Origin of the sequence: Frateuria aurantia DSM 6220 (assembly GCF_000242255.2) — a bacterium.
GTDB lineage: Bacteria > Pseudomonadota > Gammaproteobacteria > Xanthomonadales > Rhodanobacteraceae > Frateuria > Frateuria aurantia.
In genome coordinates this window covers 3,295,012-3,321,540 of the sequence record NC_017033.1, presented here as the reverse complement: position 1 = coordinate 3,321,540, position 26,529 = coordinate 3,295,012, and the positions used below count along the sequence as shown (strand labels likewise).

25 protein-coding genes are annotated in these 26,529 nt (G+C 63.2%); 11 read left to right on the top strand and 14 right to left on the bottom strand.

What is annotated here, in order from left to right; all coding sequences use genetic code 11:
• Nucleotides 1-75: 75 nt before the first annotated feature.
• The 3 genes from FRAAU_RS15080 to FRAAU_RS15070 all read right to left on the bottom strand — a co-directional run bounded on the left by FRAAU_RS15080 (nucleotide 76) and on the right by FRAAU_RS15070 (nucleotide 3,989).
• A complete protein-coding gene (locus FRAAU_RS15080) occupies nucleotides 76-2,238 on the bottom strand; it encodes a TonB-dependent copper receptor (RefSeq protein ID WP_014404383.1) in 2,163 nt (720 codons plus the stop codon).
• A 72-nt stretch (nucleotides 2,239-2,310) separates the two neighbouring features.
• Complete coding sequence (locus tag FRAAU_RS15075) at nucleotides 2,311-2,730, bottom strand: DUF2946 family protein (RefSeq protein WP_014404382.1); 420 nt, start codon at nucleotides 2,728-2,730, stop codon at nucleotides 2,311-2,313.
• Nucleotides 2,731-2,996: 266 nt separating this feature from the next.
• Complete coding sequence (locus tag FRAAU_RS15070) at nucleotides 2,997-3,989, bottom strand: NAD-dependent epimerase/dehydratase family protein (protein ID WP_014404381.1); 993 nt, start codon at nucleotides 3,987-3,989, stop codon at nucleotides 2,997-2,999.
• 93 nt (nucleotides 3,990-4,082) lie between these two features.
• On the opposite strand from FRAAU_RS15070, the gene FRAAU_RS15065 reads away from it, so the two are divergent.
• On the top strand, nucleotides 4,083-4,976 hold the full coding sequence (locus FRAAU_RS15065; protein ID WP_014404380.1) for a LysR family transcriptional regulator: 894 nt from the start codon (nucleotides 4,083-4,085) through the stop codon (nucleotides 4,974-4,976).
• 44 nt (nucleotides 4,977-5,020) lie between these two features.
• Here FRAAU_RS15065 and FRAAU_RS15060 read toward each other — a convergent pair whose 3' ends face one another.
• The 4 genes from FRAAU_RS15060 to FRAAU_RS15045 all read right to left on the bottom strand — a co-directional run bounded on the left by FRAAU_RS15060 (nucleotide 5,021) and on the right by FRAAU_RS15045 (nucleotide 9,343).
• Nucleotides 5,021-5,317: a helix-hairpin-helix domain-containing protein gene (locus tag FRAAU_RS15060; protein ID WP_014404379.1), complete on the bottom strand. Its 297-nt coding sequence runs from the start codon at nucleotides 5,315-5,317 to the stop codon at nucleotides 5,021-5,023.
• Nucleotides 5,318-5,460: 143 nt separating this feature from the next.
• Nucleotides 5,461-7,092, bottom strand: a complete 1,632-nt coding sequence (locus tag FRAAU_RS15055; RefSeq protein WP_014404378.1) for a GMC family oxidoreductase — start codon at nucleotides 7,090-7,092, stop codon at nucleotides 5,461-5,463.
• A 77-nt stretch (nucleotides 7,093-7,169) separates the two neighbouring features.
• Nucleotides 7,170-8,684, bottom strand: a complete 1,515-nt coding sequence (locus FRAAU_RS15050; protein WP_245546407.1) for a c-type cytochrome — start codon at nucleotides 8,682-8,684, stop codon at nucleotides 7,170-7,172.
• Nucleotides 8,685-8,761: 77 nt separating this feature from the next.
• A complete protein-coding gene (locus FRAAU_RS15045; protein ID WP_014404376.1) occupies nucleotides 8,762-9,343 on the bottom strand; it encodes a sorbitol dehydrogenase family protein in 582 nt (193 codons plus the stop codon).
• Nucleotides 9,344-10,148: 805 nt separating this feature from the next.
• Between FRAAU_RS15045 and FRAAU_RS15040 the strand changes: the two genes are divergently transcribed.
• Nucleotides 10,149-11,477: a carbohydrate porin gene (locus FRAAU_RS15040; RefSeq protein WP_014404375.1), complete on the top strand. Its 1,329-nt coding sequence runs from the start codon at nucleotides 10,149-10,151 to the stop codon at nucleotides 11,475-11,477.
• 691 nt (nucleotides 11,478-12,168) lie between these two features.
• Here the strand turns inward: FRAAU_RS15040 and FRAAU_RS15035 are convergent.
• The 4 genes from FRAAU_RS15035 to uraH are packed head-to-tail and all read right to left on the bottom strand — an operon-like array spanning nucleotide 12,169 to nucleotide 15,263.
• On the bottom strand, nucleotides 12,169-12,669 hold the full coding sequence (locus tag FRAAU_RS15035; protein WP_014404374.1) for an ureidoglycolate lyase: 501 nt from the start codon (nucleotides 12,667-12,669) through the stop codon (nucleotides 12,169-12,171).
• Entirely contained in the window at nucleotides 12,666-13,682 is a 1,017-nt protein-coding gene (gene alc / locus FRAAU_RS15030; RefSeq protein WP_014404373.1) for an allantoicase, read from the bottom strand. Before alc ends, FRAAU_RS15035 begins: the two co-directional genes overlap by 4 nt.
• A complete protein-coding gene (locus tag FRAAU_RS15025; protein ID WP_014404372.1) occupies nucleotides 13,679-14,911 on the bottom strand; it encodes a urate hydroxylase PuuD in 1,233 nt (410 codons plus the stop codon). The genes alc and FRAAU_RS15025 overlap by 4 nt, the downstream gene beginning before the upstream one ends.
• A gap of 4 nt (nucleotides 14,912-14,915) precedes the next feature.
• Nucleotides 14,916-15,263 carry a hydroxyisourate hydrolase gene (gene uraH, locus FRAAU_RS15020; protein WP_014404371.1) on the bottom strand — a complete coding sequence of 116 codons (348 nt, stop codon included), beginning with the start codon at nucleotides 15,261-15,263 and terminating at the stop codon, nucleotides 14,916-14,918.
• A gap of 223 nt (nucleotides 15,264-15,486) precedes the next feature.
• Here uraH and FRAAU_RS15015 point away from each other — a divergent pair, with 223 nt between their 5' ends.
• Together FRAAU_RS15015 and FRAAU_RS15010 are read left to right on the top strand one after the other, a co-directional pair.
• Nucleotides 15,487-16,773 (top strand): nucleobase:cation symporter-2 family protein, encoded by a 1,287-nt coding sequence (locus tag FRAAU_RS15015; protein WP_014404370.1) that lies wholly within the window; start codon nucleotides 15,487-15,489, stop codon nucleotides 16,771-16,773.
• A 132-nt stretch (nucleotides 16,774-16,905) separates the two neighbouring features.
• Nucleotides 16,906-17,751: an alpha/beta hydrolase gene (locus tag FRAAU_RS15010; protein WP_169314769.1), complete on the top strand. Its 846-nt coding sequence runs from the start codon at nucleotides 16,906-16,908 to the stop codon at nucleotides 17,749-17,751.
• 31 nt (nucleotides 17,752-17,782) lie between these two features.
• Here the strand turns inward: FRAAU_RS15010 and FRAAU_RS15005 are convergent, their stop codons facing one another.
• Nucleotides 17,783-18,820 carry an aromatic ring-hydroxylating oxygenase subunit alpha gene (locus tag FRAAU_RS15005; protein ID WP_014404368.1) on the bottom strand — a complete coding sequence of 346 codons (1,038 nt, stop codon included), beginning with the start codon at nucleotides 18,818-18,820 and terminating at the stop codon, nucleotides 17,783-17,785.
• A gap of 189 nt (nucleotides 18,821-19,009) precedes the next feature.
• Here FRAAU_RS15005 and puuE point away from each other — a divergent pair, with 189 nt between their 5' ends.
• Together puuE and uraD are read left to right on the top strand one after the other, a co-directional pair.
• A complete protein-coding gene (gene puuE, locus FRAAU_RS15000) occupies nucleotides 19,010-19,945 on the top strand; it encodes an allantoinase PuuE (RefSeq protein WP_014404367.1) in 936 nt (311 codons plus the stop codon).
• 204 nt (nucleotides 19,946-20,149) lie between these two features.
• Nucleotides 20,150-20,662, top strand: a complete 513-nt coding sequence (gene uraD, locus FRAAU_RS14995; protein ID WP_014404366.1) for a 2-oxo-4-hydroxy-4-carboxy-5-ureidoimidazoline decarboxylase — start codon at nucleotides 20,150-20,152, stop codon at nucleotides 20,660-20,662.
• Nucleotides 20,663-20,684: 22 nt separating this feature from the next.
• Here the strand turns inward: uraD and FRAAU_RS17315 are convergent, their stop codons facing one another.
• Complete coding sequence (locus FRAAU_RS17315; RefSeq protein WP_014404365.1) at nucleotides 20,685-20,843, bottom strand: LPXTG cell wall anchor domain-containing protein; 159 nt, start codon at nucleotides 20,841-20,843, stop codon at nucleotides 20,685-20,687.
• A 96-nt stretch (nucleotides 20,844-20,939) separates the two neighbouring features.
• Between FRAAU_RS17315 and FRAAU_RS14990 the strand changes: the two genes are divergently transcribed.
• Nucleotides 20,940-21,803 carry an alpha/beta hydrolase gene (locus tag FRAAU_RS14990; protein ID WP_014404364.1) on the top strand — a complete coding sequence of 288 codons (864 nt, stop codon included), beginning with the start codon at nucleotides 20,940-20,942 and terminating at the stop codon, nucleotides 21,801-21,803.
• A 44-nt stretch (nucleotides 21,804-21,847) separates the two neighbouring features.
• Entirely contained in the window at nucleotides 21,848-22,609 is a 762-nt protein-coding gene (locus FRAAU_RS14985; RefSeq protein ID WP_245546404.1) for an HAD family hydrolase, read from the top strand.
• A 19-nt stretch (nucleotides 22,610-22,628) separates the two neighbouring features.
• On the opposite strand, the gene FRAAU_RS14980 is transcribed toward FRAAU_RS14985, so the two are convergent.
• Complete coding sequence (locus FRAAU_RS14980) at nucleotides 22,629-23,687, bottom strand: phytanoyl-CoA dioxygenase family protein (RefSeq protein WP_014404362.1); 1,059 nt, start codon at nucleotides 23,685-23,687, stop codon at nucleotides 22,629-22,631.
• Between the two features lie 243 nt (nucleotides 23,688-23,930).
• Between FRAAU_RS14980 and FRAAU_RS14975 the strand changes: the two genes are divergently transcribed.
• From FRAAU_RS14975 to FRAAU_RS14965, 3 genes are all read left to right on the top strand, one after another.
• The gene (locus FRAAU_RS14975) at nucleotides 23,931-24,848 is read left to right on the top strand and encodes a recombination-associated protein RdgC (RefSeq protein WP_014404361.1); all 918 of its coding nucleotides are present in this window, start codon (nucleotides 23,931-23,933) and stop codon (nucleotides 24,846-24,848) included.
• A gap of 21 nt (nucleotides 24,849-24,869) precedes the next feature.
• Entirely contained in the window at nucleotides 24,870-25,637 is a 768-nt protein-coding gene (locus tag FRAAU_RS14970; RefSeq protein WP_014404360.1) for a M48 family metallopeptidase, read from the top strand.
• Between the two features lie 120 nt (nucleotides 25,638-25,757).
• Nucleotides 25,758-26,504 (top strand): flagellar brake protein, encoded by a 747-nt coding sequence (locus FRAAU_RS14965; protein WP_169314768.1) that lies wholly within the window; start codon nucleotides 25,758-25,760, stop codon nucleotides 26,502-26,504.
• The last annotated feature ends 25 nt before the right edge of the window (nucleotides 26,505-26,529 follow it).

Genomic DNA, 26,529 nt, shown 5'->3' with positions numbered 1-26,529 from the left:
TTTTTGTGCCTGCTTTGCTTTCTGCCGATCTCCGGAGCCGGGGCGTTGCTCGGCTTCGGAGGTGCGGGGATGAAATCAGAGCGTCATGGTGGCTTTCAGCCATTCGATGCGGCCCGGTTCGTTGACCCGCGTACTCATGGTGAAGCCTTGCTCCTCGACCACCGATGGACTGATATGTTCGGCATAGGTCTTGTTGAACAGGTTGTCGATGCCGGCGGTGAGATTCCAGGTCTTGCTGATCCGCCAGCCGCCATGCAGCGAGAATACGGTGAAGCCACCAGTACGCCCCAGATCCTGACCGACGATATTGCCTTCGCCGATGGCGACCCGATCCTGACGGGCCACCAGCCGGACCAGTCCGCCAGCCGACCAGCGGCCATCATTCCATTCCAGCCCCAGGCGACTCTCCAGAGGTGTCATCTGGGGCAGCGGACGGTGCTCGGTTTCATCTTCGCCCCAGGCATAGGCCAGGGTGGCCGAGGCCTTCCAGTGGGGCGCGAAACCATATTCGGCCCCGGCCTCGCCACCGGCAATGCTGGCCGTGACATTGTCGGCGTAGCCGCTGGAGCGGCCGTAGTGGATCAGGATGAAGTCGCTGATGCGCCCCGCATAGGCCGAGACCCAGGCCCGCCAGGGGCCTCGCTGCAACTGCCAGCCGGCATCCAGCTGGGTGGTGCGTTCGGGACGCAGGCTGCCGAAGCTGGCGGTGGTGGTGCCCACATGCTGCCCGAACAGCTCCCAGTAGTCCGGAAAGCGCTCGGAATGACCGAAGCCGACATACAGCGTCTGAGACCTGGACGGCTCGTGCTCATAGCGTACGAAGCCGCTGGGCAGTCGGGCGCGACGGTCGCGGGACACCGTTGTCGCGACTTGGGAGCTCATCATGCCTGACGATATGCCGCTGACAGTCATGCTGCCCATGGACATGCCTCCCGCCGGGGGGAGAGCCATGCCGTAGCCGCGGGCGCTTTGCAGGTCGAGGCGCACACCGGCATTCAGGCGATCCTTCGGAGATATCTGCCAACGGCCTTCGACGAAGCCGCCGATGTCATTCATGCGCGCATCACGGACCCTCGGCAGGGACTTGTAGTACCCCATCATGCTGCCCTCGGGACCGCCGTTGCGGGCGTCATGCCTGCTGGAGGTGGCATCCAGCCCGGTGACCAGACTCAAGTCGTCAGCCCAGTCGAAGCTGGCGGCCAGACGTCCGCCGTTGGTATCGGCGCCTAGGTCACTGGCCATCGCCATCGGCATCATGCCGTGCGGATCGGGATGGCGCAGGGTGTAGTTGTCCATCACATGGTCGATGTGATTGTGATAGATCCGTGCTTCCAGCTTGCTCCAATGTTCGCTGAGGTGACGTTTTTCGAAACGCAGGGCCTGGCTCTGGCGCAGGAACTGCACCCCGTCCATGCCGCTGAAGGCGTAGGCGGCCTGGCCGTTGCCGGTCCCGGCCGAAAGCTCCAGCAAGGTATCGCGGTCCGGCGTCCAGCCGATGGCCGCATTGGCGTTCCAGCGCCGGTAGCTGGAGTGCACGCGGGCGCCTCGTCCGTCACGGTAATCTCCGGACTGGGTCCGGTTGGCATCCACGTCGACATAGACCAAGGGGGTACCGCCCTTGAAACTGACGGTCTGGTCATTGCGTCCCCAGGAACCTGCCGTCGTGCTGGCCACCACGGACGCGGTCGGTTGGCGGTAGTCCGGCATGGCCCGCTCGAACAGCACCGTACCGGCTGATCCGACCGGGCCGTAAAGCACGGTCTCGGGGCCCTTGATGATGGTGACCTTGTCATACAGCGCCGGTGAAATATAGGCGGTCGGCGGATCCATCCGCGAGGGGCATCCGCCGGTCACCAGGCTGCCGTCCATCACGATAACCAGCCGCGAGCCGGCCATGCCACGGAAAACCGGATCGCCGTTGCTGCCGCCTTTGCGCATGACATCAAAGCCCGGCACGGTCTTCAGCAGGTCGGCGCCATCGCTGGCGGGGATAGGTTGCACCGGGGCCTTGGGATCCAGGACCACGACCAGTGGCGAGGCCTGGAAGGCGGCGGTGACCACCACGGCCGGCAGCGCCGGAATGGTTCTGGCATCGGGTTTGGTCAAGGTTTCGGCAGCGGCGGCGGTGGCCACCTGGCCGGCCAGACCCCATGCCATGGCGTGACTGAGAGCGAGGCGCAGCGTCGGCCACTGCGCCTCCCGAGGGAAGGCGCAGTGGCCCGATTGAAGCTTGGACATGGTGATTTCCTGTCAGATATCCGGAACAGGCCGCAGCGGATCGCGTGGCGATCCGCCGGCCATCTGCTCGTATCAGGACAGGTGGGGTGGTGGCCCGCGTGATTCGAAGGCGAAATCGGCCCGCCAGGCGGTGGGCTGCGAGGAAGGTTCCGGCCGCAGGGGATGGGGTAGCGGCGGCAAGGTCGCCAGCGTGGCGGCAAAAGCCAGCGCGAACGGGAAATGCGCGAACAGCGAGCAATAACCGCAGACATCACCCGGCGTCAGGCCGTCGTTCGCATGATGGCCTGCATCGGGCCAGGCCATCGTCATGCCGGGCATGTCCGAGGCGTGGTCGAGTGTGCCAAGAGCCGTGGCCGAACCGCATTCAAAGGGCAGATGAGGCGTGGCCAGAGTCTGGGAAACCACTGGCGAGACGATCGCGATCCACAGCGCCCAATGCGCCGCCATCGCGATCCACCGGTTTTTGGCCCAGAACACCATGCTGCACTTCATGTCGAGAATCCGAAGTCGACAGTGTGGTCATTGTGTCGCACTTGCACAAGGGCGCCCCCGGATGATTCGGCGGTTCATAAGCTTGACATCGGCTCGCCGTCGAGTGCCGCAGGGAACCTCTGTCAACCCCGAGTTATCACTTCTGAATTTATGCAACTCATTGATTCAATGATGCCTGGTGAGGTTTTTCGAGGTTCCCTGCAGGAGCGGCGGCACGTGCTGCCTGCCTGCGGCGGGCATGGCTCGCCAGTCTCCGGCCAGCCGGATCAGCCGCGCTGTTCCGGCGGCAGGCAGCCCTGACCACGCAAGCTGGCTTCCACGGCGATATCCCATGGGGTGTGAGGTTCCTGACCCAGGGTCTGACGCAGCAGACGGTTGTCCAGTTGCAATGGCTGGCGCCACAGGTAGCGCATGCGTCGTGTATTGCGCAGGGTTTCGTTGAAGGGCGCAAGCAGTCCCAGCAGTGGCCATGGAAAACGACGGATATGGGGTGCCGGACCATATTGCATGGCGATGTGGCGGATGCTTTCGGTCATGCGCCGGCCATCCGGGTCCCAGTGCCCGGCCATATGGAAGCGTGCAAAGGCGGGCAGTTCGGCCCTGATACGCAGCAGTGCCATCATGGTGGCGGCCACGTCGGGCAGATAGGCCCAGCTGTGACCGATGCCGGGCGCTCCGGGCGTCAGGATGGTACGGACCGGCTTGCCAGGCTTGATCAGGCCTTGCGAGAACCAGTTGTTGCCGGCCTGCGGGCCAAAGAAGTCACCGCAACGCAGGATGATACTGCGGACCCCGTCGTCGGCGGCGGCCTGCAGGCGACGCTCCAGGGCTTCCCGGATGGCGCCGAAGGGCGTGTGCGGATGCTGCGGAGTCTGTTCGGCAAGCAGGGGAAAGCTCTCCGGCCCGAAGTTGTAGACGGTACCGGGCAACAGGATGGTGGCGCCGCTGGCACGGGCCGCGGCGATGCTGTGGTCGATCATCGGCAGCACCTGTCGCTGCCAGCGTCGATACGCCGGCGGGTTGACCGCATGCACGATCAGCGTGCAGTCGATGGCGGCCTTCATCACGTCATCCGGCCGCAGGGCATCGCCTTGTCGCCAGTCGATGTCCGATGCATCGGTGCCTGGCATCGCTGGCGAGCGGCACAGCGCGCGCACCTGCCAACCGGCTTGCCGCAGTTGCCACACGATTTCCGATCCGATGCCGCCGCGGGCACCCAGAACCAGGGCGCGGCCGGCTGTTGCAGTTTGAGCGGGCATGAAATGGATCCGGTGTTGAGACAGATCGAAGTCTGGGGTACCTGACAATGCATGAAAATTGCCCAGGATCAGTGATCGGCTATACATTTGTGTATGGACAAGTCAATTGGATGGGAGTGGTACCGGACCTTGCTTGCCGTCTTGCAGACCGGCTCGCTGTCGGCGGCGGCCAGATCGCTGGGCATCACCCAGCCCACGGCGGGACGTCATGTGGCGGCACTGGAGTCGGCACTGGGGCAACCCTTGTTTACCCGTTCGCAGACCGGACTGTTGCCGAACGAGACAGCACGCGCCTTGCAGCGGCAGGCCGAAGCGATGCAGAGCCTGGCGGCGGCCATGCAACGAACGGCGGGAGCTGCCGCCGGCAAGGTGGCAGGTACGGTACGGCTGTCGGCCAGCGAAGTGGTGGCCGTGGAAGTGCTGCCGCCGATCCTGGTGCGCTTGCGGCGCCGTCATCCCGGGCTGGCCGTCGAAGTGGTCGCCAGCAACCAGCTGCAGAACCTGCTGCAGCAGGAGGTGGATATTGCGGTACGGATGACTGCGCCACGACAGGAGCAATTGCTGGCTCGCCGCATCGGTGCGGTGACTCTGGGCTTGTATGCTCATGTCGATTACCTGGCTGCCGCCGGCATGCCGTCATGCCGGGAAGACCTGGCAGGGCATGCCTTGATCGGTTTCGACCAGGACAGTCCCTTCCTGCGAGCGGCCAGAGACCTGCTGCCGGGCTGGAACCGCGATGCCCTGGCCTGGCGCAGCGACAGTGATCTGGCGCAACTGGCCTTGCTGCGTGCGGGGGGCGGCATCGGTGTCTGCCAGCTGGGGCTGGCGGAACCGGATCCGCGGTTGCGACGGGTTCTGCCGCAGCAGGTCGAGCTGCAGCTGGAGACCTGGGTGACGATGCATGAGGATCTGCGCGAGAGCCCTCGCTGCCGGGCGACGTTCGATGCTCTGGTCGAAGGTCTTCAGGTCTATGCAGGAGGTCTTTGAGGCCCGCTGCTGCAGGGGGGCGGCGGGATGGAAACGGCCGACCGTCAGGCCGGCTCGTCGGCAAGCCATTGCTTGCGTGCGGCCGTATAGTTCCACCAGGGTTGCGGTCGATCGCCCTGCATGAAACCGGTGACCGACATGAAAACGTCGAGTACGCAGGGATCATGGCGCTGGCCGGATACCAGACAGAGCTCCCGATACATTTGCAGCGGACAGCGGTCGATCAGATCCTTCGGCGTCCGGATACCCAGCCTGAGCAGATCAGCGGCACCGGCCTTGCCGATATTGGGCAGGTCGGTCAGCTTGAAGACACGCTCGCGAATGACTTTGTCCGGATGCATGAGGCCGCCGCCGCAGGGTTTTCGGCAGTTTATGTTTAATCCCGCAGGCTTGGCCAGTCCGAGATGCGTGTCAGACTGGTCCACCCATGAAAAAGGCGCCCCTGGATCACAGAGGCGCCCGCGGTTTCGTCAGCGCTGGGCGATCAGCCGTGCTGCAGATCGCGCTTGATCTGTTCGGCGGCGCGCAGTGACAAGGCCACCATGCTCAGGGTGCCATTGACGGTACCGGCCGAGGCCATGGCGCCACCGGTGGCCAGGAACAGGTTCTTGTGGTCATGGGTGCGCATCCACTTGTCGACCACCGAGTCCTTCGGGTCATGTCCCATGATCGTCCCGCCCATGATGTGGTTGTTCGGGTTGAAATACGGGGTCATGTCGATTTCGGTGGCACCGAACAGGCTGGCGATCTTCTGCAGATGCTGGCGCGAGGTCACGGCGGCCTTGCGGACGTATTCACCCACGTCATAAGTGATATGCGGGTAGGGGATGCCCAGGCCGTCCTTGTGGTCGGTGCTGAGGCGCAGACGGTTGTCCGGGTTCGGCAGCACGTCATGGTTGACATAGATGTCCATGCCGCAGGCGGCGCGACGACGGATTTCCATGTCCAGCGCCTTGCCGACCAGACCCATCTTCAGCGCGGCCACGCCGGCCTTCAGGTTCTGCGCGGTGTTGTTCATGCCGATCTGGATCGCGGCATGGTCACTGCGGAAGTCGCCGTCGCGGAAATTGGTGATCGAGCTCATCTGCACCGAGCCGCCGCCGGTCCAGATCGGTTCGGCCGCCTGGAAGCTCATCAGGATGCCCGGATGGTCCATCATGTTGCGACCGACCTGGTCGGAGCTGTTGGCAATGCCGTTGGGATTGCGATCATTGGCGGCCAGCAGCAGCAGCTTCGGCGTCTCGATGCCGTTGCCGGCGATCACGAAGGTCTTGGCGGTCACCTTGTGGGAAACCTTGTTCGGATCGTAGTAATGCATGGCCGTGATGTCGTTGGCCGCATTGGTGTCGATCTTGTAGACCACCGCGTTCTCGATGATGCGCGCACCCAGCTTCTCGGCTTTCACCGTGTGGTAATAGCCGTGATACATCGCACCGATCGGGCAGATCGGCATGCAGTTGTTGTTGCCGCAGCACTGCGGACGACCATCGTAAGGGCGGCTGTTGCGGCCCTGCGGCACCGGAGTGTTCTCGTAACCGGCCTTGGCCACCACCTCGGTGAACTTGCGGTCGGCCGGGCCATAGGGCATCGGCTCCATCGGGAAGGGCTTTTTGCGGGGAGCGACATACTTCAGCGTGGTGTCGTTGGGGCCATTGACGCCCATCTCGACTTCCGCGTGGTAGTAGTAGTCTTCCAGTTCGTCATAGGTGACAGCCCAGTCGCGACCAACACCGAATTTCGACTTCAGCTGCATGTCGTTGGGCAGGAAGCGCCAGCTGGAAGCCGCCCAGTGCCAGGTGGTGCCGCCGACGCCGCGCAGAATGTTCTGCTGGTAGGCATGGGCATCCGGTCCGGAAACCTGGGGGTAGCCGTTGGGTGGTGCATAGACCGAATGCAGGGCCCAGGGAACAGTCGGATACAGCGAGTCGTAGTCCGACACAGCCTTGTTGCCGGGAGGCAGGTTGCGGAAATTCTGCACGGTCTGGGTACGCTCGCGGCGCGGACCGGCTTCAAGGATCAGTACCGACAGTCCGGCCTTGGCCAGTTCATAGGCGACAAAGGAGCCGCAGATGCCGGAGCCGACCACGACCACGTCAGCGGATAATTCGTTTGCCATAAATACCTCTTGCTAAACAGTGTGGCGGTGGCCGGTGGCGACCGACCGCCGAATGGTTGCCTGGTAGTCCGGATGGGTCAGTGGCTGCGCTTGCGACGGGCAATCAGCCCGATCAGCAGCAGCACCACGATGATGGCGACGACGATGCCGGCCCAGGCGCCGGGCGCGGCGACCTTGGCGATCAGCGGCGTGGGACCGCCCTGACGCACGGTGGCCACGTCAGCGGCTGTGACCGTGAGCGAGGCATTGCCATACTGCTTGAGCACATAGTTGGCGAGGGTGGCGACTTCGGTATCGCTGAGTTCCTGGACTTCCGAGCCGGGGCCGAAGCCGGGCATCAGGGTATGCTTGCCGCCGGCATCGCGCTCGACACCGAACAGGATGGTGGCGATCAGATTGTCCGGCGAGCTGCCACCCACCGCGGTGTTGTGCACCAGGGACGGATAAAAACCATCCGCGGTACCCTTGCCGTCGGCCTGGTGACAGCTGGCACAGGTGTTGAGATACAGCTCTTCACCCGACATATGGGCGACATTGTCGACCAGGATCGGGGTGCCCATGGTATCGGCCTCGGCATCCGATGGCTGACCTTGCGCATACGAGGGGCTGGTCTGGCCCGGGGTTGCGACCGCGGGCAGGCTGCGCAGATAGACGATGATGTCGTGGATATCGCCGTCGGTCAGATGCTGCAGGCTGTTGGTGATGGCTTCGGCCATCGGTCCGGCCGCCTGGGCCTTGCCATCGAGATGGCCGGTCTTCAGATAGGTGGCCAGTTCCTGGTCGCTCCAGCCGCCGATACCGCTGACTTTGTCGCTGGTGATGTTGGGCGCGTGCCAGCTGCCCAGCTGGCTGCCGCTGTACAGAGCCGAACCGCCCTGCAGTGCCATCAGCGCATTGCGAGGGGTATGGCATTCGCTGCAGTGGGCCAGGTCGTCGACCAGATACTTGCCGCGATTCCAGTCCGCCGGCTTGGACGGATCGGGGGTGAAGCGCTTGCTGCTGAGATTCAGCAGATTCCAGCCCAGCATCGAGGCACGGATATTGAACGGGAACGGCAGCCTGGTCTCGGGCGCAGGTGCCTCGACCGGCTTCACGCCGTTCATGAAATAGGCGTAGAGCGCCGAGATGTCGTCATCGGTCAGTGCGGCATACGAGGGGTAAGGCATCGCCGGATACAGATGCTCGCCCTTGGCATTCACACCGTCACGCACTGCGGCGGCAAACTGGGCTTCTGTGTAGTTGCCGATGCCGTACTGTTTGGAAGGGGTGATGTTGGACGAGTAGATCTTGCCCATCGGCGAGTCGATGGCATAACCGCCGGCAAACAGCTGGGTACTGCCCGGGACGGTATGACAGGCGGCGCAGTCCGCCGCGATCGCGAGGTACTTGCCGCGCTCGATGGGGTCCTGCTTGATGGCCTGTGCCGGAGGTGCCGAGATCGGCGTCTTTTCCTGGGCAAAGGCGGATGATGCTGCGGCCATGCTGCAGGTGCTGAGGGCGATGGCGACAAAAGTGGCGATGCGGTGCTGGATGGGACGCATCTGGCTTGGCTGATCCAGTGGCAAGGACTTGCTCTCCGGTAGTTGATTCATTGGCCGCTGCGCGGTAGACGGGGCTTCCGGGCGGGCTTGACCCTGATATCGATATGCGCGCGGTGACAGGTCAGTGTTCAGAACACCGGCAGTCGGTCCAGCGGTGGCGGTTCGGCCACCCAATAGTTGGGGCCGTTGTGGGCATAGGTCGGAATGACCATGCCGTCGCGTGACATCTGATACATCAGTGCGCGCTCATAGGCATAGACGGTGGCGCTGGTGCCCGGCTCCACGACGCCGCTGTACCAGGCGCTGATGATGGCCATCAGCGGAGCATGCAGGGGCTGGCCCTTGAGGGCGGCCTCCAGCGCTTCCACCGTATCGAGCTTGTGACTGCTGGCGTACTGGCTCAACTCCTCTACCTGACTGGCGAAGGCGGGATTGAGCTTGAGCATGGCGCCGTACAGATGTTCACCGACGGTGAGGTCGAGATCTTCGTGCCCCGTCAGCAGTCGGGACAGGCGATAGAAGGTATCCAGTCGCTTGGGATCGGCGGCAGTCGGCGCGGCAGGCACCCGGGATTGCGCCTGAACGCCGCTGGCGGCAAGCGCAAGACCAGCGACTGCTGCACCCGAGTTGCGCAGCAAATTGCGGCGAGCCATGCCGCGTGCATCGATGCTGTCCGGGGTTGGCGAAGGCGCGCTACGTTGGTCATCCATTGAGGTCGGTCCTGATGTTTGGCAGGGGCGGCAGCGGGACACTTTGCCGCGATGGCGGGCATCCTACGCCTCTGTTCTGAGCCTGCAAGAGAAAATTTAGATCGAGATAAATACGGGTTTTTTCGTCGTATGCGACATACGGACATGCGGCAGCCTGACTCTGCGTCAAATCGGTCAAGACCATTCGATGCAATCAATTGTTTTGGCGGGTAATGGGCGTCACTCCTATGATGACTTGGCGGCAGAAGTATGATGTCGTCAGGGGGCGTGAGGGCTGCGTGGGTGGCGCCCCAGCATGAGTCAATATGTCGCATTATTTTGGCGGCGATTTTTACAATGCCTTGTTGTTTCGAGAGTTACTTCATCGTTTCAGATCATGGTCGCGGATGCGGCCGGCCGTTTTTTCTGCGAAACTGCCCGGGCAAACGGATCTTTCAGATCGTCAGAATCTGTTGCACATTCGGGTGCAGCATTTTGTCGCCTTCCCGTTCGAATCACGTTAGAGTGTGAACGTAATTCCTTGACGCGTATTTCACGCGACGAGGGGAGACCTTCCTGAAATACCGTGTTTCCCAGCTTGTCGGTCCGAGGTCCGGGTGGCCCGGAAATGGATGGCTGAACAGTCGGTGCGGAGCAAGATACCGGAATGCAAGGCACCCGATGGGATACGGGAGTCGCCTGCATCGCGATCTTCAGACCTGCACCGGGGCTCAAAAACTTGATCATCGCTGCATTTGACTCGGGCCGAGACCGGCGGGTCGATGCCGCGTACATGCAGAAATCATTGGATAGTGAGAGGCTTTGGATGAGTGTGACTCGTAGTGGTGGTGCATTGCTGGCCGTGGCCGCGCTGGGCATGGCCGGTCTGGGCTGGAGCCAGCCCGGACGGGCCGATGACGGGGATATTGTCAGCCGTCCCTATCTGTTTGGTGACTGGAACGGCACTCGCAGCCGTCTGGAAGACAAAGGCATTCACTTCGACTTCGGTTATACCAATGAAGCCGGCCACAATTTCGAGGGGGGAGATCGCCAGATCTCGCGTGCGACCGATCAGTGGATGGGGGGCGTCAAGCTGGATCTGGACAAGCTGTGGGGCTGGCATGACACCACCTTCCAGACCATCATCACCAACCGCAACGGTCGCAATCTGGATGCCGATGCCGGTTTGGGCAATCTGCAGCAGACTCAGGAGCTGTACGGCCGTGGCCAGACCACCTGGCTGACCCGGATGGTGCTTGAGCGCAGTTTCTTCAATCAGCGGCTGGCGATCAAGATCGGTCGGGACGGCGAGAATGGCGACTTCGGCTACAGCGTGTGCGACTTCCAGAGCCTGGCACTGTGCGGCTCGAACGAAGGCAACGTGTTTGGCCGGTACTGGTTCAACTGGCCGACCAGCGTGTGGATGACCCGCATCAAATATCAGACCTCGAAGGACACCTATGTCCAGCTGGGCGTCTATCAGCAGAACCCGACCTATATCGACAATGAGTGGATGCGCAAGAGCGCCTGGAAGATCAACTTCCCTGGCGGAACCACCGGTCTGATCCTGCCGCTGGAATTCGGCTGGACACCCAAGCTGAACGGTCTGTCGGGCAGCTACAAGCTGGGTCTGGTCTTCAATTCTGCCGGCCTTCCGGACCTGTACAACGATGTCGACGGCCAGCCGCGCGCCCTGACAGGGAAGACGGCCCAGTGGCACAACCAATCCTACAGCGGCTATATCGCAGTGCGTCAACAGCTGACCGGTGAGGATGGCGGCAAGGGGCTGGATGTCAGCGTGCGAGCGACCACGGGTGATCGCCGCACTTCGGGTCCGATCAGTCAGCAGATGACGGTGGCCTTCGAATACCACTCTCCATTCAACCGGCCCGACGATATCGTCGGCCTGGGTGTCGCCGCGGACAAGGCCAGTTCGCTTCAGGCCGCCTATCAGCGCATGTACAACGCTCTGCACCCACACGATGCGGTACCGTTCGGCGACAGTTATGAATATGTGACCGAGCTGTTCTATCACTGGGCGCCGCTGCACTCGTTGGCCTTTCAGCCCGGCCTGCAGTACATCCGCCATGTAGGCGGCTCCACCAACACCCATGATGCGGTGGTGGTGGATCTGAAGACCACGATCGTGTTCTGAGAGAGGGCTTTGCGGGCGCGGCTCGCTTGGTCATGATGCAAAGGCCCTGATCCTCGATCAGGGCCTTTGGCTTTATGGCCCCTGGCAAGGTGATAGATGGCGACAGAGAAGGCGGGTACGCCTGCCTTGGCATTGATGGGTATGCGCGGGCCATCGGATGAGCGCTGGATATGTCGGTATTGATTCGTCGCAGGTTGGACTTGCTTTGTCACGCACGGGTGTAAAGACCTCCTTGAAATAATGAATCGACAAGGTGGGGTGGTGACAGGTGTTCGGGATGGTGTGTTGAAATGGATGCGGCTCACGGCCTGAATGACAGATGACAGGCCGGCATCGCCGATCGAGTGGTGAGGTTCTTATTTGTGTCTTCGCAGGATATTTCCGGGCCTGGACAGTCAGGTTGGGATATTTGGATGGGCGTCCATCCGCCTGGCAATTGATCGATGACCTTTGGATGGTCATCCTGTGAGTTTTCGTCGTATCCGCGAATGCTCCGTGCGCAAGGCCGCGCGATGACTTCGATGACGCGCCATCATGCGCTTTTCCATAGGTGCCACTCCACGGGCTTCCAAGATGCTGCGGTTGCATCCGCACTGCCGATGGTTTTCAAAAATGCATGGCGACGTGGACAAGAATCTGAAAGCCGTCCAGGCCTCCGTTAAGACGACGGTATTTTTTCCGGCAGGCCTGGTCAGAGCGAGGCGGGATCCAGATACAGGGGGCTATCCAGTGTCTGTTCCTGCAGATTCATGCCGGTTCCTCCGCGGTCGATGACCAGAAAGTCACTGGTTGCCTCCAGTGCCAGCAGGGGATGGTGCCAACATCCACGGGTGTAGTTGACGCCACTGCCATCCGTGACCAGAAAGGCGCGGATGCGGGTCTCGTCCAGAGGGCCCGCAGGGGCAACCACCACGACATAGGGATGCCGGTTCAGTGGCATGAAGGCCTGACTGCCCAAGGGGTGGCATTCCAGCATGTCCAGTTGTATCGGCCACATGCGTGGCTGGCCGCGGAAGATGCTCAGCAGGGTCCGTCCATCGCCTGTTGCGGTGTCGATGTCAGCCAGATCATGGAAGCGCTCGGTGGATCCCTGGTTGATCAGATAACGTTGGGCGTGTTCATCAGCCCGGATGACCTGTCCAAAGGCGGCGAAAGACTCGGCTGTCAATATTTCCAGCGGCAGCTGTCTCACGGCGAGGGGGCCGCCCACAATCGCAGCCGGGAGACGCCACCATCGGGGTGGATGTCGAAACGCACATGAGTGACGGGATCATGGATGGAGATGGCCTTTTCGAAGCGGTGGCAGGCATTGGCCGACAATGCCTGTGGTGGCAGCAGCGAAGGCCAGAACATGGCCTGGCTGATGATGGCCTCATCGCTTCCGGTCGAGACATGGGCACCATGCAGTCCGCAGCTGTCCGGATAATTGCCCTTGAAGTAGGCGGTGTCGACCTCGATTTCTCGCAGCGTCGCCGGTCGAGCCAGGGCAATAATGCACCAGTCGTGGCCGGGTTCGCGTCGGCGGCGGGTTTCCCAGCCATCGCCCATATCCTTGCCCTGATCGGGAAGCAGCAGTTGCGAGGCCATGCCGAAATGCTGGTTGTTGCAGGCGAGGACTCGAGCGCCGAGCAGGACGGAAGCCACGTTCTGCAAACCGTCCGGCCTGCGGTCACCCGGGTCGTAGCGCGGGGACCCGTAGATGCGCAGTCTTGCCAGACCGCCATCCGGATAGATATGGAGGCGGATATGGCTGACAACCTTGGCTGATGCGGTGGCGTGGTAATGATGCTGGTTGCCGTTCAGCGGCACGGTGGCCAGCAACGGCTTCCAGGGCGTATTGCCGTCAGGCTCGCAGCTTTCCAGCATGCAAGCTTCGATCGAGGCTGCAGGTGGATAGTTTCCCGTGAAATGACTGGTGTCGAGATCCACCCCGTGGATGATGCCGGGACGGGCCAGTCGGACAACGCACCAGTCATGCCCTGTGCCTCGTCTGCGCCTGGATTCCCATCCATCCATCCACTTTCCATGATCATCGTACCGGCCTGGAATGAATTCGGCGGGGGGTGTTTGCAGCATGCGCTGCATGGGAGCGAAGAAATCATCGCTGCATGTGACGGCTGCGGCTCCCAGACGGGCATCGGCCAGATTGACGTAGCGACGGGCGAAATCCGGGGCATGTTCAGGCAGCTTCGAAGCAAGGCTCATGGCGAGACTCTCGTGGTGCGGGTGCGTGACTGGTACCACTGGGCCAGCAGGACCCGTTCTTCGTCGGTCATGTGGGTGATATTGCCCAATGGCATGGCGCGCAGCAGGGCGGCCTGACTGTAGATTTCATAGGCGTGGCGAGCGACGACAGCCGGCTGCTGGAAGTCGAGGCCTTTCGGCGCGGTGGCCATCATGGTGGGATGGCTGGCGTGGCAGGCCGCACAGCGCCGCGCGAGCAGGGCCATGATCTGGGGCGTCGGCGCTGGCTGGCTCGTCGAGTCGGCAGCGGCGACGGATGCCCGGGGCGGCGGCCGGCTGGCGGTGCCGATACTGGGCGGAGAGGCGACGGCCAGCGCGGCGACGATGGCCACGGTGCCTCCCGCAGGGAGCCACCAGACCCGACGGCCGCCGTGGTACAGCACGAAAAATTGCCGGATCAGGGCGCCTCCCAGCATGATCAGGGCGAGCATCAGCCAGTTGTCGGGACGGGCATAGCCGATGGCGAAATGATTGCTGAGCATGGCGAAGACGACGGGCAAGGTGAGGTAGGTATTGTGCACCGACCGTTGTTTGCCGCGCCGGCCGAATTCGGGGTCCGGCGTTTCGCCTCGCGCCATGGCATCGACCATGCGGCGCTGGCCGGGGATGATCACGAAAAATACGTTGGCCGACATGATGCTGGCCATCACCGCGCCCGTCAGCAGCCAGGCCGCACGTCCGGCAAAGAGATGGCAGTCCAGCCAGTCGATGGCCAGCATCCACAGACCCAGAAGCAAGGCGATCAACCGGTTCCGGTCGCCCAGAATGCGGCAGAAACCGTCATAGACCAGCCATCCCAGCAGCAGGATTCCGAGCGCCAGGGCAATCGCCAACGGAGCACGCAGGGGCGCGACGGCCGGATCGATCAAATACAGGTCGGGCTGCAGCATATACAGGCTGAGCAGCAGGGCGAAGCCTGACAGCCAGGTGGCGTAGGCCTTCCACTTCGACCAATGCAGCACCTCAGGCATGACGGCGGGTGCGACCATGTACTTTTGCTTGTGGTAGAAGCCGCCGCCATGCACCGACCAGGACTCACCAGCGATGCCGGCAGGCCCTGCATGTCGCGGTGACTGCAATCCCTGATCCAGCGCCACGAAATAGAAGGACTCGCCGACCCAGGCCATGGCGGCGACGACATGCAGCCAGCGCAGCAACTGACCCAGCATTTCCAGAATGTAGCCGTGCATGGAATCAGCTCCCGCGATAGGTGCTGTAGCTCCATGGCGAGCACAGCAGGGGAAGATGCCAGGCTCTGGACGTGTCAGTGATGGCAAACGCCAGAATCACCACATCCAGGAAACGCTCGTCGTGTGCATGGACTTGATCGAAATAGTCGCCGATATGGAAGTGCAGCTGATAGCGGCCGAGCTGGAAGCTTTCGCCTTCCAGCAACGGGTGCTCGCAACGACCATCGGCATTGCTGATCTGTCGGGTCAAAGGGTGCAGTCCGTCCACTTGCAGACGGAACAGTTCGATCATGACACCGGCGGCAGGCCGTCCATGACTGGTATCGAGAATATGGGTCGTCAAACGGCTCAATACTGGATCTCCGCAGTTGAACGATGGCCGGGGAAGAGCATGCATCGGTTTGCAAGGCACTTTGGCCTGCTGCCGCTCCGTTGCGCAGCGTCTTCCCGTCAATGGCGGTCTCACCCGTGCCAGGACCGTCCTTGTCCGCACTATCGCGCTTCTACATCGTCTTGTGCAATCCACAACGGCTCGGGTATGTTCGAAACACGGGGCGGACAGGGGAGCCGGATCGATGGGGGAGGTGACGGGCCGGGGACGGAACTGGATACTGGCGCTGCAGCATGTGCTGGTGATGTATTCCGGTGCGGTGGTCGTGCCGCTTGTCGTGGCGGGCGGCCTGCACCTGAGCCGAGCGGATGCCGCCTTCATGGTCAGTGCCGATCTGTTCTGCTGCGGGTTGGCGACGATACTCCAGTCCTGGGGGCCCTGCGGTCTGGGGATACGACGCCCGGTGGTGATGGCGGCCACGTTCGCCTCGGCCAGCCCCATGATCGCGATAGGCTCGGACCCCGCGCGCGGTCTGGCCTACGTCTTCGGTGGCCATCTGGTCGCTGGCATCGCCGGCTTGCTGCTTGCGCCGCTGATAGGCAGGCTGCTGCGGTTCTTCCCGCCGCTGGTGACCGGCGCGGTCATTGCCTCGATCGGGCTTACCTTGCTGGGCGTGGCCGTCCAGTGGGCCGCTGGTGGTGCTGCGGCACCGGATTATGCCGCTCCGGTGCATCTGGGTCTGGCGGGGCTGGTTCTGGTCTTCATTCTGAGCGTGATGCGCTATGGCCGGGGTTTCGTGGCCCATATCGGAGTGCTTCTGGGGCTGGTGGTCGGCGTGGCCGCCGCCAGTCTGGTCGGGGCCATGGACTGGAGCGGATTGGCAAATGCGCCATGGCTGGCCGGGATCGCACCCTTCCATTTCGGACGTCCGCGATTCGATCTCTGGTCGTCGCTGACGATGTGCATCGTATTGTGCATCGTGTTCGTGGAATCGACGGGCATGTTTCTGGCGCTGGGCGAAATTGTCGGGCGACCCGTCAATGACAGGGATCTGATCCGCGGCCTGCGGGTCGATGCCGTGGGCAGCCTGCTGGGCGGTATCTTCAATGCCTTTCCCGATACCTCGTATTCGCAGAACATCGGACTGGTCAGTCTCACCGGCGTCCGCAGCCGGAAGATATGCATCGGTGCCGGAGTGATTCTGGCGGCACTGGGTCTGATGCCCAGGCTGTCGCTGCTGGTGGCGGCCATTCCTCCCAGCGTGCTCGGCGGCGCAGGTCTGGTGATGTTCGGGCTGGTCACGGCGCATGGCATCCGTGTGCTGGGCCGAGTCGATTTCCACACTCGCCCCCACAATCTGCTGATCGTGGCGGTCAGTCTGGGACTGGCCATGGTGCCGGTGGTTTCAGCACACTTCTTCGACCATATGCCGGCGGCACTGACTCCGCTGTTGCACAGCGGTATCGTGCTGGCTACTGTAGCTGCGGTAGTTTTGAATGCCTGGTTCAATGGCCCGCAGCGCGAGGCATGATGTCTGCGCAGCACCGCAGTCGGGCCTCGATGCGAGGTGTCTGGGCATGCGATATCCGATCTGGAGAGCGGCATGATTCTTGGTGGCGGCAGGAGACGATGGCTGGCAGTCGCTGGTGGATGGATGCTGGGGATGCTGGCGGGCTCTCTGGGCTGGACGGGGGCCCTGTACGCGGACGAGGCCCATCCACCGGGCCAGGTCGAACTGAAGATCCCCAGTGGTGACGCCCACCTCAATGCTTTTATGTATACGGCGGCCGGTCTGGGCCCGCACCCGCTGTTGATCCTGCTGCACGGGTTTCCCGGCAACGAGCGCAATCTTGATCTGGGTCAGGCCGCGCGTCAGGCAGGCTGGGACGTACTGTACTTCGACTATCGAGGAAGCTGGGGCAGCGGCGGTCGCTTCTCGTTCGCCCATGCGCTGGAGGATGTCCGGCATGTGCTGGGCTACATGCGCTCGGCCGAGTTGCGCCAGCGCTTCCGGATCGATCCCGAGCGTATTGTCCTTCTGGGCCACAGCATGGGCGGCGGTCTTGCCCTGCTCGCGGCGGAGAGAGATGCTGGCGTGCGCTGCACGGCGGCATTGGCCGCATGGAACATTGGTGCCGAGCCCGAGGACTGGCGTCGGCACCCCGAGCGGAGGCAGGCTCAGACGGCCTATTTCGGCCAGGTGACGGATCCAGACTCGGGCCCCCTGCGAAGCAGTGCCGCTTCCTTGCGTGACGAGGTGGCCCAGGCACCGGCGGACTGGGACTTTGTCCAAGGGGCCAAGGCGCTGAGCGGACGGCCACTGCTACTGATTTCCGATACCCGAACCCCACGTGATATGGAAACCTACACGGCCATGGTTGATCGCCTTCGCAGCCTGGGTGATGCCCGTCTGACGGCCATCACCTATGTCGATGACCATCCTTTTTCGGCTCATCGGCAGGCACTGCAAACCCAGCTGATCCATTGGCTGGACGCATCCTGCCACTGATCCATGGCAGGGATGCGTGCCGGCGCATCACTCAGCGCGTGAAATGGAAGCTGAGTCCCATTCGGGCCAGAGAGCGTCGATAGGCCGTGGATGACCTGTCGGCTGGAAAGTGCGCTTCGTCGGCCAGATCCAAGGGCAGGTCCTCGGGTTTCTGGATCTCGATCATGGCCTGGTCTTCGGCGAAGATCTGGGCATTGAAGGCATGGATGGCCTCGGCGGGTACCTCATGGTTGAAGTTCTGTGCGATGGGCACGAACAAACGGGTTTCATGTGCCGAGACCGGACACGCGGCGTTGAGAATCCACAACCGGTCCTGATCAGGGAAATGGACGATCAGACGGGCAGTGAACGGCGGGTAGACATCGAATTCCCGCAGCCACACAAACCCTTCGGGTGCCTTATTCACTGCCCCTTTGGGGTAATTCGGAACCGCGCTGCGATACTCGGCATGTACGCCGTAGTCGGTGAGCCTGGCCGTATAGTCGGGCACGACCGGCTGGTCTCGACTGGCAAACGCTTCGTGGTGTATCCATGCGAAGTGGGCGACGTCGACGAAACCCTCCACCTGTCGGCCCGCCGAACCATGGATGTCGACGCTGGGAGGCAGGATCCGACGGTATTCGGCCTGATTCCAGGCTTCGAATGGAGGAATGCCTGCCGGATCGGTACTGGCCAGCGAGGTCCATATCAGGCCATAGCGTTCGACGACGGGAAATACCGGCAGCTGGAAGCGAGGTGAAGGGGTGATTTCCGGGTGGGCGGGAATTTTCCGGCAGCGTCCGTCGCCGGCATAGCGCAAGCCATGATAGGGGCATACGATCAAGCCATCTTCGACCCAGCCCTTGGACAGCGGCACCCCACGATGCGAGCACAGGTCCCGGGCCGCATGGATAAGACCCTGCGCTCGCCACAGCACAAGCGGATAGTCGAGAAGGGTGACGGCCAGCGGCTGTTCGCCCAGCGTCTCGGCGATCGCGACCGGGTACCAGTGCTGGCTGAGGATGGTCCAGTCTTCCAGGCTGAAGCTAAGACGGCGGGGCGGCTGGACGGCAGAGGCGGAGATCGGCATGGACGGCGAAATACCTTGCAGCGGCTGGGTTGCGGTTCAGTACACGCCAGTTCCGGGGACCGGTCAAGCGGTCTGCTGCAACTGGACCGGAACGCGGGCAGCAGGTATACCTGAGTCGACCTGCACGATGGGCTGCAGGCGGTGCCACGGCGACGGCGGGGCGACACCGTCGCGAAACGGGAGAGACGGATGGGACAGGGGTCAGACTATCCACGGGATCTGCGCGGCTATGGTCGTCATCCTCCGGCGGCCGACTGGCCAGGGAACGCACGTATCGCCGTGCAATTCGTGCTCAATTTCGAGGAAGGTGGCGAGAACTGCGTGCTGCACGGGGACGCGGGATCGGAGCAGTTTCTGTCTGAAATCATCGGTGCGGCCAGCTATCCAGATCGTCATCTGAGCATGGAGTCGGTCTATGAGTATGGTTCTCGCGTGGGCGTATGGCGCATTCTTGACGAATTCCGGCATCGCGAGCTGCCATTGACCGTTTTCGCAGTGGCGTCCGCATTGCAGCGCTACCCCGAAATGGCAGCGGCCTTCGTCGAGGCCGGTCATGAGGTCGCCTGTCATGGCTTGCGCTGGATCCATTACCAGAGCATGGACGAAGCCACAGAGCGCGAGCATATCCGTGAGGCGCTGGCCATCCATCAGTCGCTGACGGGTGGGCCTGCCCTGGGCTGGTATACGGGCAGGGACAGTCCCAATACCCGGCGTCTGGTCGTCGAGCATGGCGGCCTGCTGTATGACTCTGACTACTATGGCGACGAATTGCCGTTCTGGATCCGGGTTGATCTCGAAGATGGCAGCCATCGCCCGCACCTGATCGTGCCTTATACCCTGGATGCGAATGACATGCGGTTCGCCACGCCGCAGGGCTTCAATACCGGTGGTCATTTCTTCGAGTATCTGCGCGACAGCTTCGATGTGCTCTATGCCGAAGGAGCGGTCACACCCCGGATGCTTTCCATCGGCATGCATGCCCGGCTCCTGGGACGTCCGGGGCGATTTCGTGGCCTTCAACGCTTTCTCGATCATATCCAGAGTCATGATGCAGTATGGATATGCCGTCGTGTGGATATCGCGCGGCACTGGCAGCAACGATATCCACCGGAGCTGCCGGCTTGAGACCGGTACCCGATGAAGACCGGCGCCCGGTCTTGCGTTGCCCTGACGAGTCAGGGGCATGCGAGGCTTGGCGACCGAGACGGCAGCCGCGTAGACTGCGGTTTTGCGACTGGTGCTGACGGTCGGTGCACCTTCTGTTCATCGGTATGGCCGGGACAGAGCGGTTGCCGTCCTCGGGGCATCGTCGATGACAGGAGTGGGGCCATGAGTCTGAGCATTGCAGCCTTGAACCAGCTGGATGATGAAGCTTTCATCACTGCGCTGGGCGGCATTTTCGAACACAGTCCATGGGTGCCTGCTGCGGTACTGGAACAGCGTCCGTTCGCATCGCGCGCGGCCCTTGAAACGGCGATGGCGGCCGTGGTCGAGCATGCCCCGCACGAGGACAGACTGGCACTGATTTGCGCCCACCCGGTACTGGGCGGAGAAGCCGCCGTCGAAGGGCGGCTGGGCACTGCATCGACACAGGAACAGCATGCGGCCGGTCTGGATCACTGCACGCCGGAAGAGTTTGCCGAACTGGCCGCCCTCAATGGCCGCTATCTGGAACGCTTCGGCTTTCCTTTTGTTCTGGCGGTGCGGGGACATGATCCGGCATCGGTGATCGCCGAGCTTCAACGCCGGCTGGCACAGGACAAGGCCAGTGAAGTGGTCGAGAACCTGCGCCAGATCGAGCGTATCGCGAGCTTGCGCCTGCAGGCTTTGATCAGCGATTGAGTCTGCCTGCCGAGGGCGCGGCTCAGCGTCGGCGGCGCAGATACAGGATGACCCCGGTGCTGGCCAGCAGGCCGATCATGATGCCGGCGGCCGCGCCCCACAAGGCGCCGTTCTCGCGGTCGGCCAGATAGCCGAGCCCGGCACCCAGGGCAAAAGTCAGCGGCAAGGGCAGACAGCCCATGGATCATCACTCGAGGCGATAAATGTCGGCACAGCATACGCCAGTCTGGCGTGCAGGTCGTACCATGGATGCTCTTGTCGGTATGGGATCCAGGTCATGAGTATCGCGTCGGAATCGATGAAGCAGCAGATCCTGCCACCGCTGGACGCTCATGACGGCCTGCCCTTGTATCGACGGCAATGGCCGCAGCCCGAGGCTGGTCGTTCCATACTGCTGGTACATGGGCTGGGCGAGCACAGCGGCCGTTATCAGTCACTGGCACGCTGGTTCTGGCAGCGCGGTTTTGCTGTGCAGGCCTACGATCAGCGGGGCCATGGTCGTTCGGGAGGTGCGCGAGGTGGGCTGCCACGCCCGGATGATCTGCTGCGGGATCTGGGTCGGGTCTACGCCGACTTTGCCATCAGTCAGCGAACGCCGCCCTTGCTGCTTGGCCACAGCATGGGTGGCCTGGTCTGCACTCGGGCGGTGCTGGATCACCGGATCGAGCCCGCCGGGCTGATCCTGTCGGCACCGGCGCTGCAGAGCCGGGTCGGACCCGGCCTGCAGCAACTGGCCTCATGGCTGGCACGGATTGCACCGGGTCTGCCCTTGGGGCAAGGGCTGCCCAGGCAATTCCTGTCCCATGAACCCTCGGTGGCACCGGCGGTCAAGGCTGACCCGTATTGTCACGGCCGGATCACGCCGGCGCTGGCGGATTTCATTTTCAAGGCCGGCTCGGCCTGTCGCCGCGATGCGGCGAAGCTGTCCGTGCGCAGTCTGCTGCTGATTGCCGGTGAAGACCGGCTGGTGGATCCAGCCGGCAGCCAGGCCTTTGCCGAGGGTGCGCCCGCCGCATGCTTGCAGAGCGAGATATTCCCGGTCGCGTATCATGAGTTGTTCAATGAAATCGCCTCGATCCGCGAACCGGTGCTGGCGGCACTGGCCCGCTGGCTGGAGGCCGGCATGTGGCGGCCGGCCTGAGCCGAGGTCGGCCTTGCCCCTGTGAGTGGATAGTTTATGAAAGGTTGCTTGTGACAGATGCCATCAAGCTGGTGGGTTTCGACGGTGACGATACCCTGTGGCACAGCGAAGCTTATTACCAGGCCGCTTATGCGGATTTCGAGGCCATCGTCGGCGAATATGTCGATTTGCGCGAACTGGCGCTGCGGCAACGGCTGCTGACGGTGGAGCGGGCCAATCTGGCCTTGTTCGGCTACGGTGCCAAGGGCATGGCGCTGTCCATGGTCGAGGCCGCGATCCGGGTCACGGAGGAGCGGATCAGCGCGCATGATCTTCATCGCATCGTGGAGCTGGGCAAACAGGTTCTGCGTCACCCGGTGGAGCTGCTGGAGGGCGTGCGCGAGGCGGTGGAAGCCGTGGCGGCAGACTATCCGCTGGTGCTGGTGACCAAGGGCGATCTGTTCCACCAGGAACGGAAAGTGTTGCTCAGCGGGTTGAGCGAGGTGTTCGAGCGGATCGAGATCGTGTCCGAAAAAGACCCGGAAACCTATGCCGCGGTGCTGGCACGCAGCGGCGTCAAGGCCGAGGAATTCGTGATGATCGGCAATTCCCTGCGCTCGGACGTCGCTCCCGTGCTGGCCCTGGGCGGACGGGCCATCCATATTCCCTATCCTTTGCTGTGGCTGCACGAAGCCGAGGCGGATTTCGAGCCTGAGCCCGAGCGGATGGCCGAGCTTGCCGCGGCGGCCGAGGTGCCTGATCAGCTGCGCGTCTGGCGGCAGCGTGGCCTGTTCCGGCACCCGGCAAGGGTCGGTAGCGGCGGCTGAAGCCGCTGCCGGTGGGGCCTCAGCCGAAACTGCTGCGGGAATCTCCGGCATATTGCAGGCCGACATCGCGCCAGGCGATGGGGCGATGCAGGCGCTGCTCGCAGAAGCTCAGCCAGCGCCAGTAGCCGTCGATGCGGCGGGGCGCGATCCAGGGCAGGGAGCCCGGATCCAGCCCGGCCCATGGCAGAAAGGGATTGCGCCGGCCATAGCCCCACAGCTCGACACGCCGTGACGGACGGCTGGCAGCGCCCCGGGCATGGAAACCGAAGGTGTCGGCTACGATCAGGGTATTGGCCGGCACCGCCAGCCGCACCGGTTCCGGCAAGCCCATGGCTGCTCGCGCCTCCGGGGAGGCGCGCAGCGAGCCGCGCGAGGACAGGCGGTCGAGCTGGCCGACCTGTTCGCTGCAGGCCTGTTCCCAGGCCAGGCGTTGCGGTGTCAGCCGATGCGAACCGGGCACGTAGCAGAAGGGGCCATCTTCGTCGGCGACATCTTCCAGAAACAGCCAGGCCTTGACCGTGGGATGGAAGGCATCGGCATGAAATTGCAGTTGCGGATCGGCTTCGGGGTGACCATGAACATGGGACAGAATGGTCTGCACATAGGCCATCGGTGTTTGCCGATAACTGCCTACATAATCGGCCAGCCCGTTCCACAAGGGGCCTTGCAGAAAAGCCCGGGTGACCGGTGCCTGTTGCAGAAAATCCGGATTGATCGCGATGCGGCGGGTGACGGCATCGCCTTGCAGCATTTCCCGCGACGGAAAGGCCTGACCCAGCACCTCCTCCCGCAAACGGGCGAACGCCTGAGCGGGCAAGGCCTGTTCGCGGACAATAAAGCCCTGCCGCTCGAAAGCCTCGCGGTCGCTGGCGGTCAGCCGGTGCTGCAGTTTGCGGCGGCGTTGAGCGGCCAGAGCATGGGCCAGCCGAACCCGGCCTGCGTGCAGGCCGGCCCGATTGAGGCGGGGCGAGCCGATCAGGGGGTTGTCGACAAAGGATTTGGCGCCGGTCAACAGGGCGGCAGCCCAGATCGGCGTCATCAAGGCCGATTTCAGTACATCGCGGGTGGCGGAAGACATGGCGGGTCCTGAACTGCAACAGTGGCCGCAGGTATTGTAGCGGCACGGTCACATGGCTGTGCGATGCCGTGCGGGAAGGCCGTCGGAGCGCGTGCTCCCATGAGCCGAAGGACCGACACCAGGGGGCTGCAATACTGGCCGATACCGACGCGGCCACGTCACTGGAGCATCCCAACGGGTATGATGAGGGACTTGGCCGACGCATCCGGGTCGGCGCTTATCGCTGCAGGCAGCCGAGGCACTATGTTCTTCCGCAATCTCACCTTGTTCCGCTTTTCTCCCGCCGTGGCCGACGATCTGTCGCGGCTCGACGAGGCGCTGGCCGAACATCGGCTGCGCCCGTGCGGCCCGATGGAATCGTTCAGTCGCGGCTTCGTGCCGCCGGTGGGGCGTGGCGAGGAGGCGCCGCTGACCCATGTGGTCAAGCGCTGCGTGCTGCTGCATCCCGGTGGCGAAGACAAGATCCTGCCCGCGGCGGTGATCAACGACGAGCTGGCCCGCCGGATCGAACATATCACCGAGGAAGAGGGGCGCAAGGTCAGTGGCCGCGAACGCAAGAAGCTGAAGGAAGACATTCTCACCGAACTGCTGCCGCGGGCTTTCGTGCGCCAGTCGCGGCTGCCGGTCTATGCCGACCGTGCCAACGGCTGGCTGGTGCTGGACACCTCCAGCCGCAAGAGCGCCGAAAACGCCGTCAGCCAGATCCGCGAAGCGCTGGGCAGTTTCCCTGCCCTGCCGCTGGCACCGGAGGAAGGTCCGCGGGTGCTGATGACGGACTGGCTGGCCAATGGCAGCCTGCCGGCCGGCCTGAGTCTGGGCGATGAATGCGAACTGCGTGATCCGGCCACCGCCACCGGGGCGATTGCCCGCTGCCGACGGCAGGATCTGGACAGCGAAGAGGTCAAGGAGCATCTGCGCAATGGCAAGCAGGTCTTTCAGCTGGGCCTGGTCTTTGACGACCGGATCAGTTTCGTGCTGGGCGAAGACCTGGTGCTGCGCAAGCTGAAATTTCTGGATGCGGTGCTGGACGAACTGGGTGACAGCCCCGCCGATGCCGGCGCCGAGATGGATGCGCGCTTTGCCTTGCTGACGCTGGAACTGGAACGTCTGCTGGCCCAGCTGGAAACCTGGTTCAGCCTGCCGCGGCCGCAGGACGCCTGAGGCCGGACGGCGGTCGTCGGGATGAATACCCTTGCACCGCCGCGGCTGTATGCCATGAGCTCCGATGGCGAGCTCATTGAAGTGCGGCCGATGCCCCATCCGCGCTCGCGTCGGTTGCGCTTGACGGTGTCTTCCGGCGGTGCCCGTCTGTCCTATCCGCCCGGGACGCGGGCGGCGGATCTGCAGGGCTTTCTGGCCGCTCATGTCGACTGGCTGCAGGCCAAGCTGCAGGAGCTGCAACTGTCGGCCGGTGCCGTGGCGGACTGGCAGCCCGGGGTGCCGGCCGAGATTCTGTTGCGGGGCCGGAACGTGCCCTTGCTGTGGGAAAGCAGCGCTTTCCCCCGCGTCGAACGGCGAGAGGACTGTCTGTGGCTGGGACTGCCCGAGCGCCAGGTCCAGCCGCGGCGGGTCGTGCGGGGCTTGCTGGCCAGTTTTTTCGAGGCCCAGCTGCGGCGTGACGTGGCCCGGGATCTGGGGTTCTACACGGCACGTCTGGGGCGTGCGCCATCCGCCTTGCAGGTGCGCCGTCTCAAGAGTCTGTGGGGCAGCCTCGACACTCGTGATAGAGTCAACCTGGATCTGAGTCTGGCGATGGCTCCGACGGAGGCTTTGCGCTATGTGCTGGTGCACGAGCTGTGCCATCTGCGGGTACGCAATCATTCGCCGCGGTTCTGGGCCGAGGTGGGGGCGCTGTTGCCGCAATGGCGTGAGCAAAGACAGTGGCTGCGCCAACATGGCGCGCGTCTGAAGGCCGAAATGGAGCGATGGGTGGCGGTACCGTCGCCGTGATGGGAGGCCTCGTCCGTGCAAACGGGTGAGGTCGAAGTGGGTACCGAGATCGTCGCGGTCATGGCCGTTCCGGTGTCGTTGCCATGAACAGGGTTGTTTCAGAGTAAAGGTATGACGAGCGTGTCCTCCTCCGCTGATGGTGATGTCGAGCCGCAGTATCTGACGGTTCCCGCCGAGATTTACATGCACCTGGTCCGGCTGCAAAAGGCCAAGGCCGTGCTGATGCTGTCGATGGGCGGCGGCCAGCGTTATCGCAGCAGCCTGTTGCAGATCGACCGCCAGACCGGGCGGATGGCCATCGATGAAGTCGTGCCGCTGGACGGCAACAATCTGCTGCGGCATGCGCCGGGCCTGACCATGTCGGCCCAGAGCGATGCCGGTCCCAGTTACTGGCAGATTCCTGCCGGCACCCTGCAGGGCGGGGTGCTGGATGGGCTGCCCTGCCATTGGCTTCCGCTGCCGGCGGAAATCCGCTACATGCAGCGGCGGCGCTCCTTTCGCGCCAGCTTTCTGATTGGTCAGGCACCGCCGCTGGCGATTTTGGACGAGGACGGTGCAGTGGTCGCCGAAGGCGAGATGCTCGATGTGTCCGAGCATGGCTGCCGGTTCATGATCAAGGTGGGTGCGCCGCTGGAATGGGCCGCTTCCAGGCAGCGGCTGCAGCTGCGGATCGAACCGCAAGGCCTGACGGCCTTCGAGGTGGCCGGCGAAGTTCGCCATGCGGTGGAGCTGAACCGGCAGGAAGCCTTCATGATCGGCATCCATTTTTTGCAGGTGGAGCCGGCGGTATCCCGGCGCCTGTCCCAGCTGGTGGTGCAGGTCCAGCGTGAGCGCCGCCGACAGCAGCTGGCGATGGATCTGGACTGACCCGGGTGACTGGCGCCACCCGGGA

Coding starts and splice junctions, on each gene's coding strand:
- FRAAU_RS15080 (WP_014404383.1), bottom strand. CDS start 2,238: ATGTCCAAGCTTCAATCGGGCCACTGCGCCTTCCCTCGGGAGGCGCAG.
- FRAAU_RS15075 (WP_014404382.1), bottom strand. CDS start 2,730: ATGAAGTGCAGCATGGTGTTCTGGGCCAAAAACCGGTGGATCGCGATG.
- FRAAU_RS15070 (WP_014404381.1), bottom strand. CDS start 3,989: ATGCCCGCTCAAACTGCAACAGCCGGCCGCGCCCTGGTTCTGGGTGCC.
- FRAAU_RS15065 (WP_014404380.1), top strand. CDS start 4,083: ATGGACAAGTCAATTGGATGGGAGTGGTACCGGACCTTGCTTGCCGTC.
- FRAAU_RS15060 (WP_014404379.1), bottom strand. CDS start 5,317: ATGCATCCGGACAAAGTCATTCGCGAGCGTGTCTTCAAGCTGACCGAC.
- FRAAU_RS15055 (WP_014404378.1), bottom strand. CDS start 7,092: ATGGCAAACGAATTATCCGCTGACGTGGTCGTGGTCGGCTCCGGCATC.
- FRAAU_RS15050 (WP_245546407.1), bottom strand. CDS start 8,684: ATGAATCAACTACCGGAGAGCAAGTCCTTGCCACTGGATCAGCCAAGC.
- FRAAU_RS15045 (WP_014404376.1), bottom strand. CDS start 9,343: ATGGATGACCAACGTAGCGCGCCTTCGCCAACCCCGGACAGCATCGAT.
- FRAAU_RS15040 (WP_014404375.1), top strand. CDS start 10,149: ATGAGTGTGACTCGTAGTGGTGGTGCATTGCTGGCCGTGGCCGCGCTG.
- alc (WP_014404373.1), bottom strand. CDS start 13,682: ATGAGCCTTGCTTCGAAGCTGCCTGAACATGCCCCGGATTTCGCCCGT.
- FRAAU_RS15025 (WP_014404372.1), bottom strand. CDS start 14,911: ATGCACGGCTACATTCTGGAAATGCTGGGTCAGTTGCTGCGCTGGCTG.
- FRAAU_RS15015 (WP_014404370.1), top strand. CDS start 15,487: ATGGGGGAGGTGACGGGCCGGGGACGGAACTGGATACTGGCGCTGCAG.
- FRAAU_RS15010 (WP_169314769.1), top strand. CDS start 16,906: ATGCTGGCGGGCTCTCTGGGCTGGACGGGGGCCCTGTACGCGGACGAG.
- FRAAU_RS15005 (WP_014404368.1), bottom strand. CDS start 18,820: ATGCCGATCTCCGCCTCTGCCGTCCAGCCGCCCCGCCGTCTTAGCTTC.
- puuE (WP_014404367.1), top strand. CDS start 19,010: ATGGGACAGGGGTCAGACTATCCACGGGATCTGCGCGGCTATGGTCGT.
- uraD (WP_014404366.1), top strand. CDS start 20,150: ATGAGTCTGAGCATTGCAGCCTTGAACCAGCTGGATGATGAAGCTTTC.
- FRAAU_RS17315 (WP_014404365.1), bottom strand. CDS start 20,843: ATGGGCTGTCTGCCCTTGCCGCTGACTTTTGCCCTGGGTGCCGGGCTC.
- FRAAU_RS14990 (WP_014404364.1), top strand. CDS start 20,940: ATGAGTATCGCGTCGGAATCGATGAAGCAGCAGATCCTGCCACCGCTG.
- FRAAU_RS14980 (WP_014404362.1), bottom strand. CDS start 23,687: ATGTCTTCCGCCACCCGCGATGTACTGAAATCGGCCTTGATGACGCCG.
- FRAAU_RS14975 (WP_014404361.1), top strand. CDS start 23,931: ATGTTCTTCCGCAATCTCACCTTGTTCCGCTTTTCTCCCGCCGTGGCC.
- FRAAU_RS14970 (WP_014404360.1), top strand. CDS start 24,870: ATGAATACCCTTGCACCGCCGCGGCTGTATGCCATGAGCTCCGATGGC.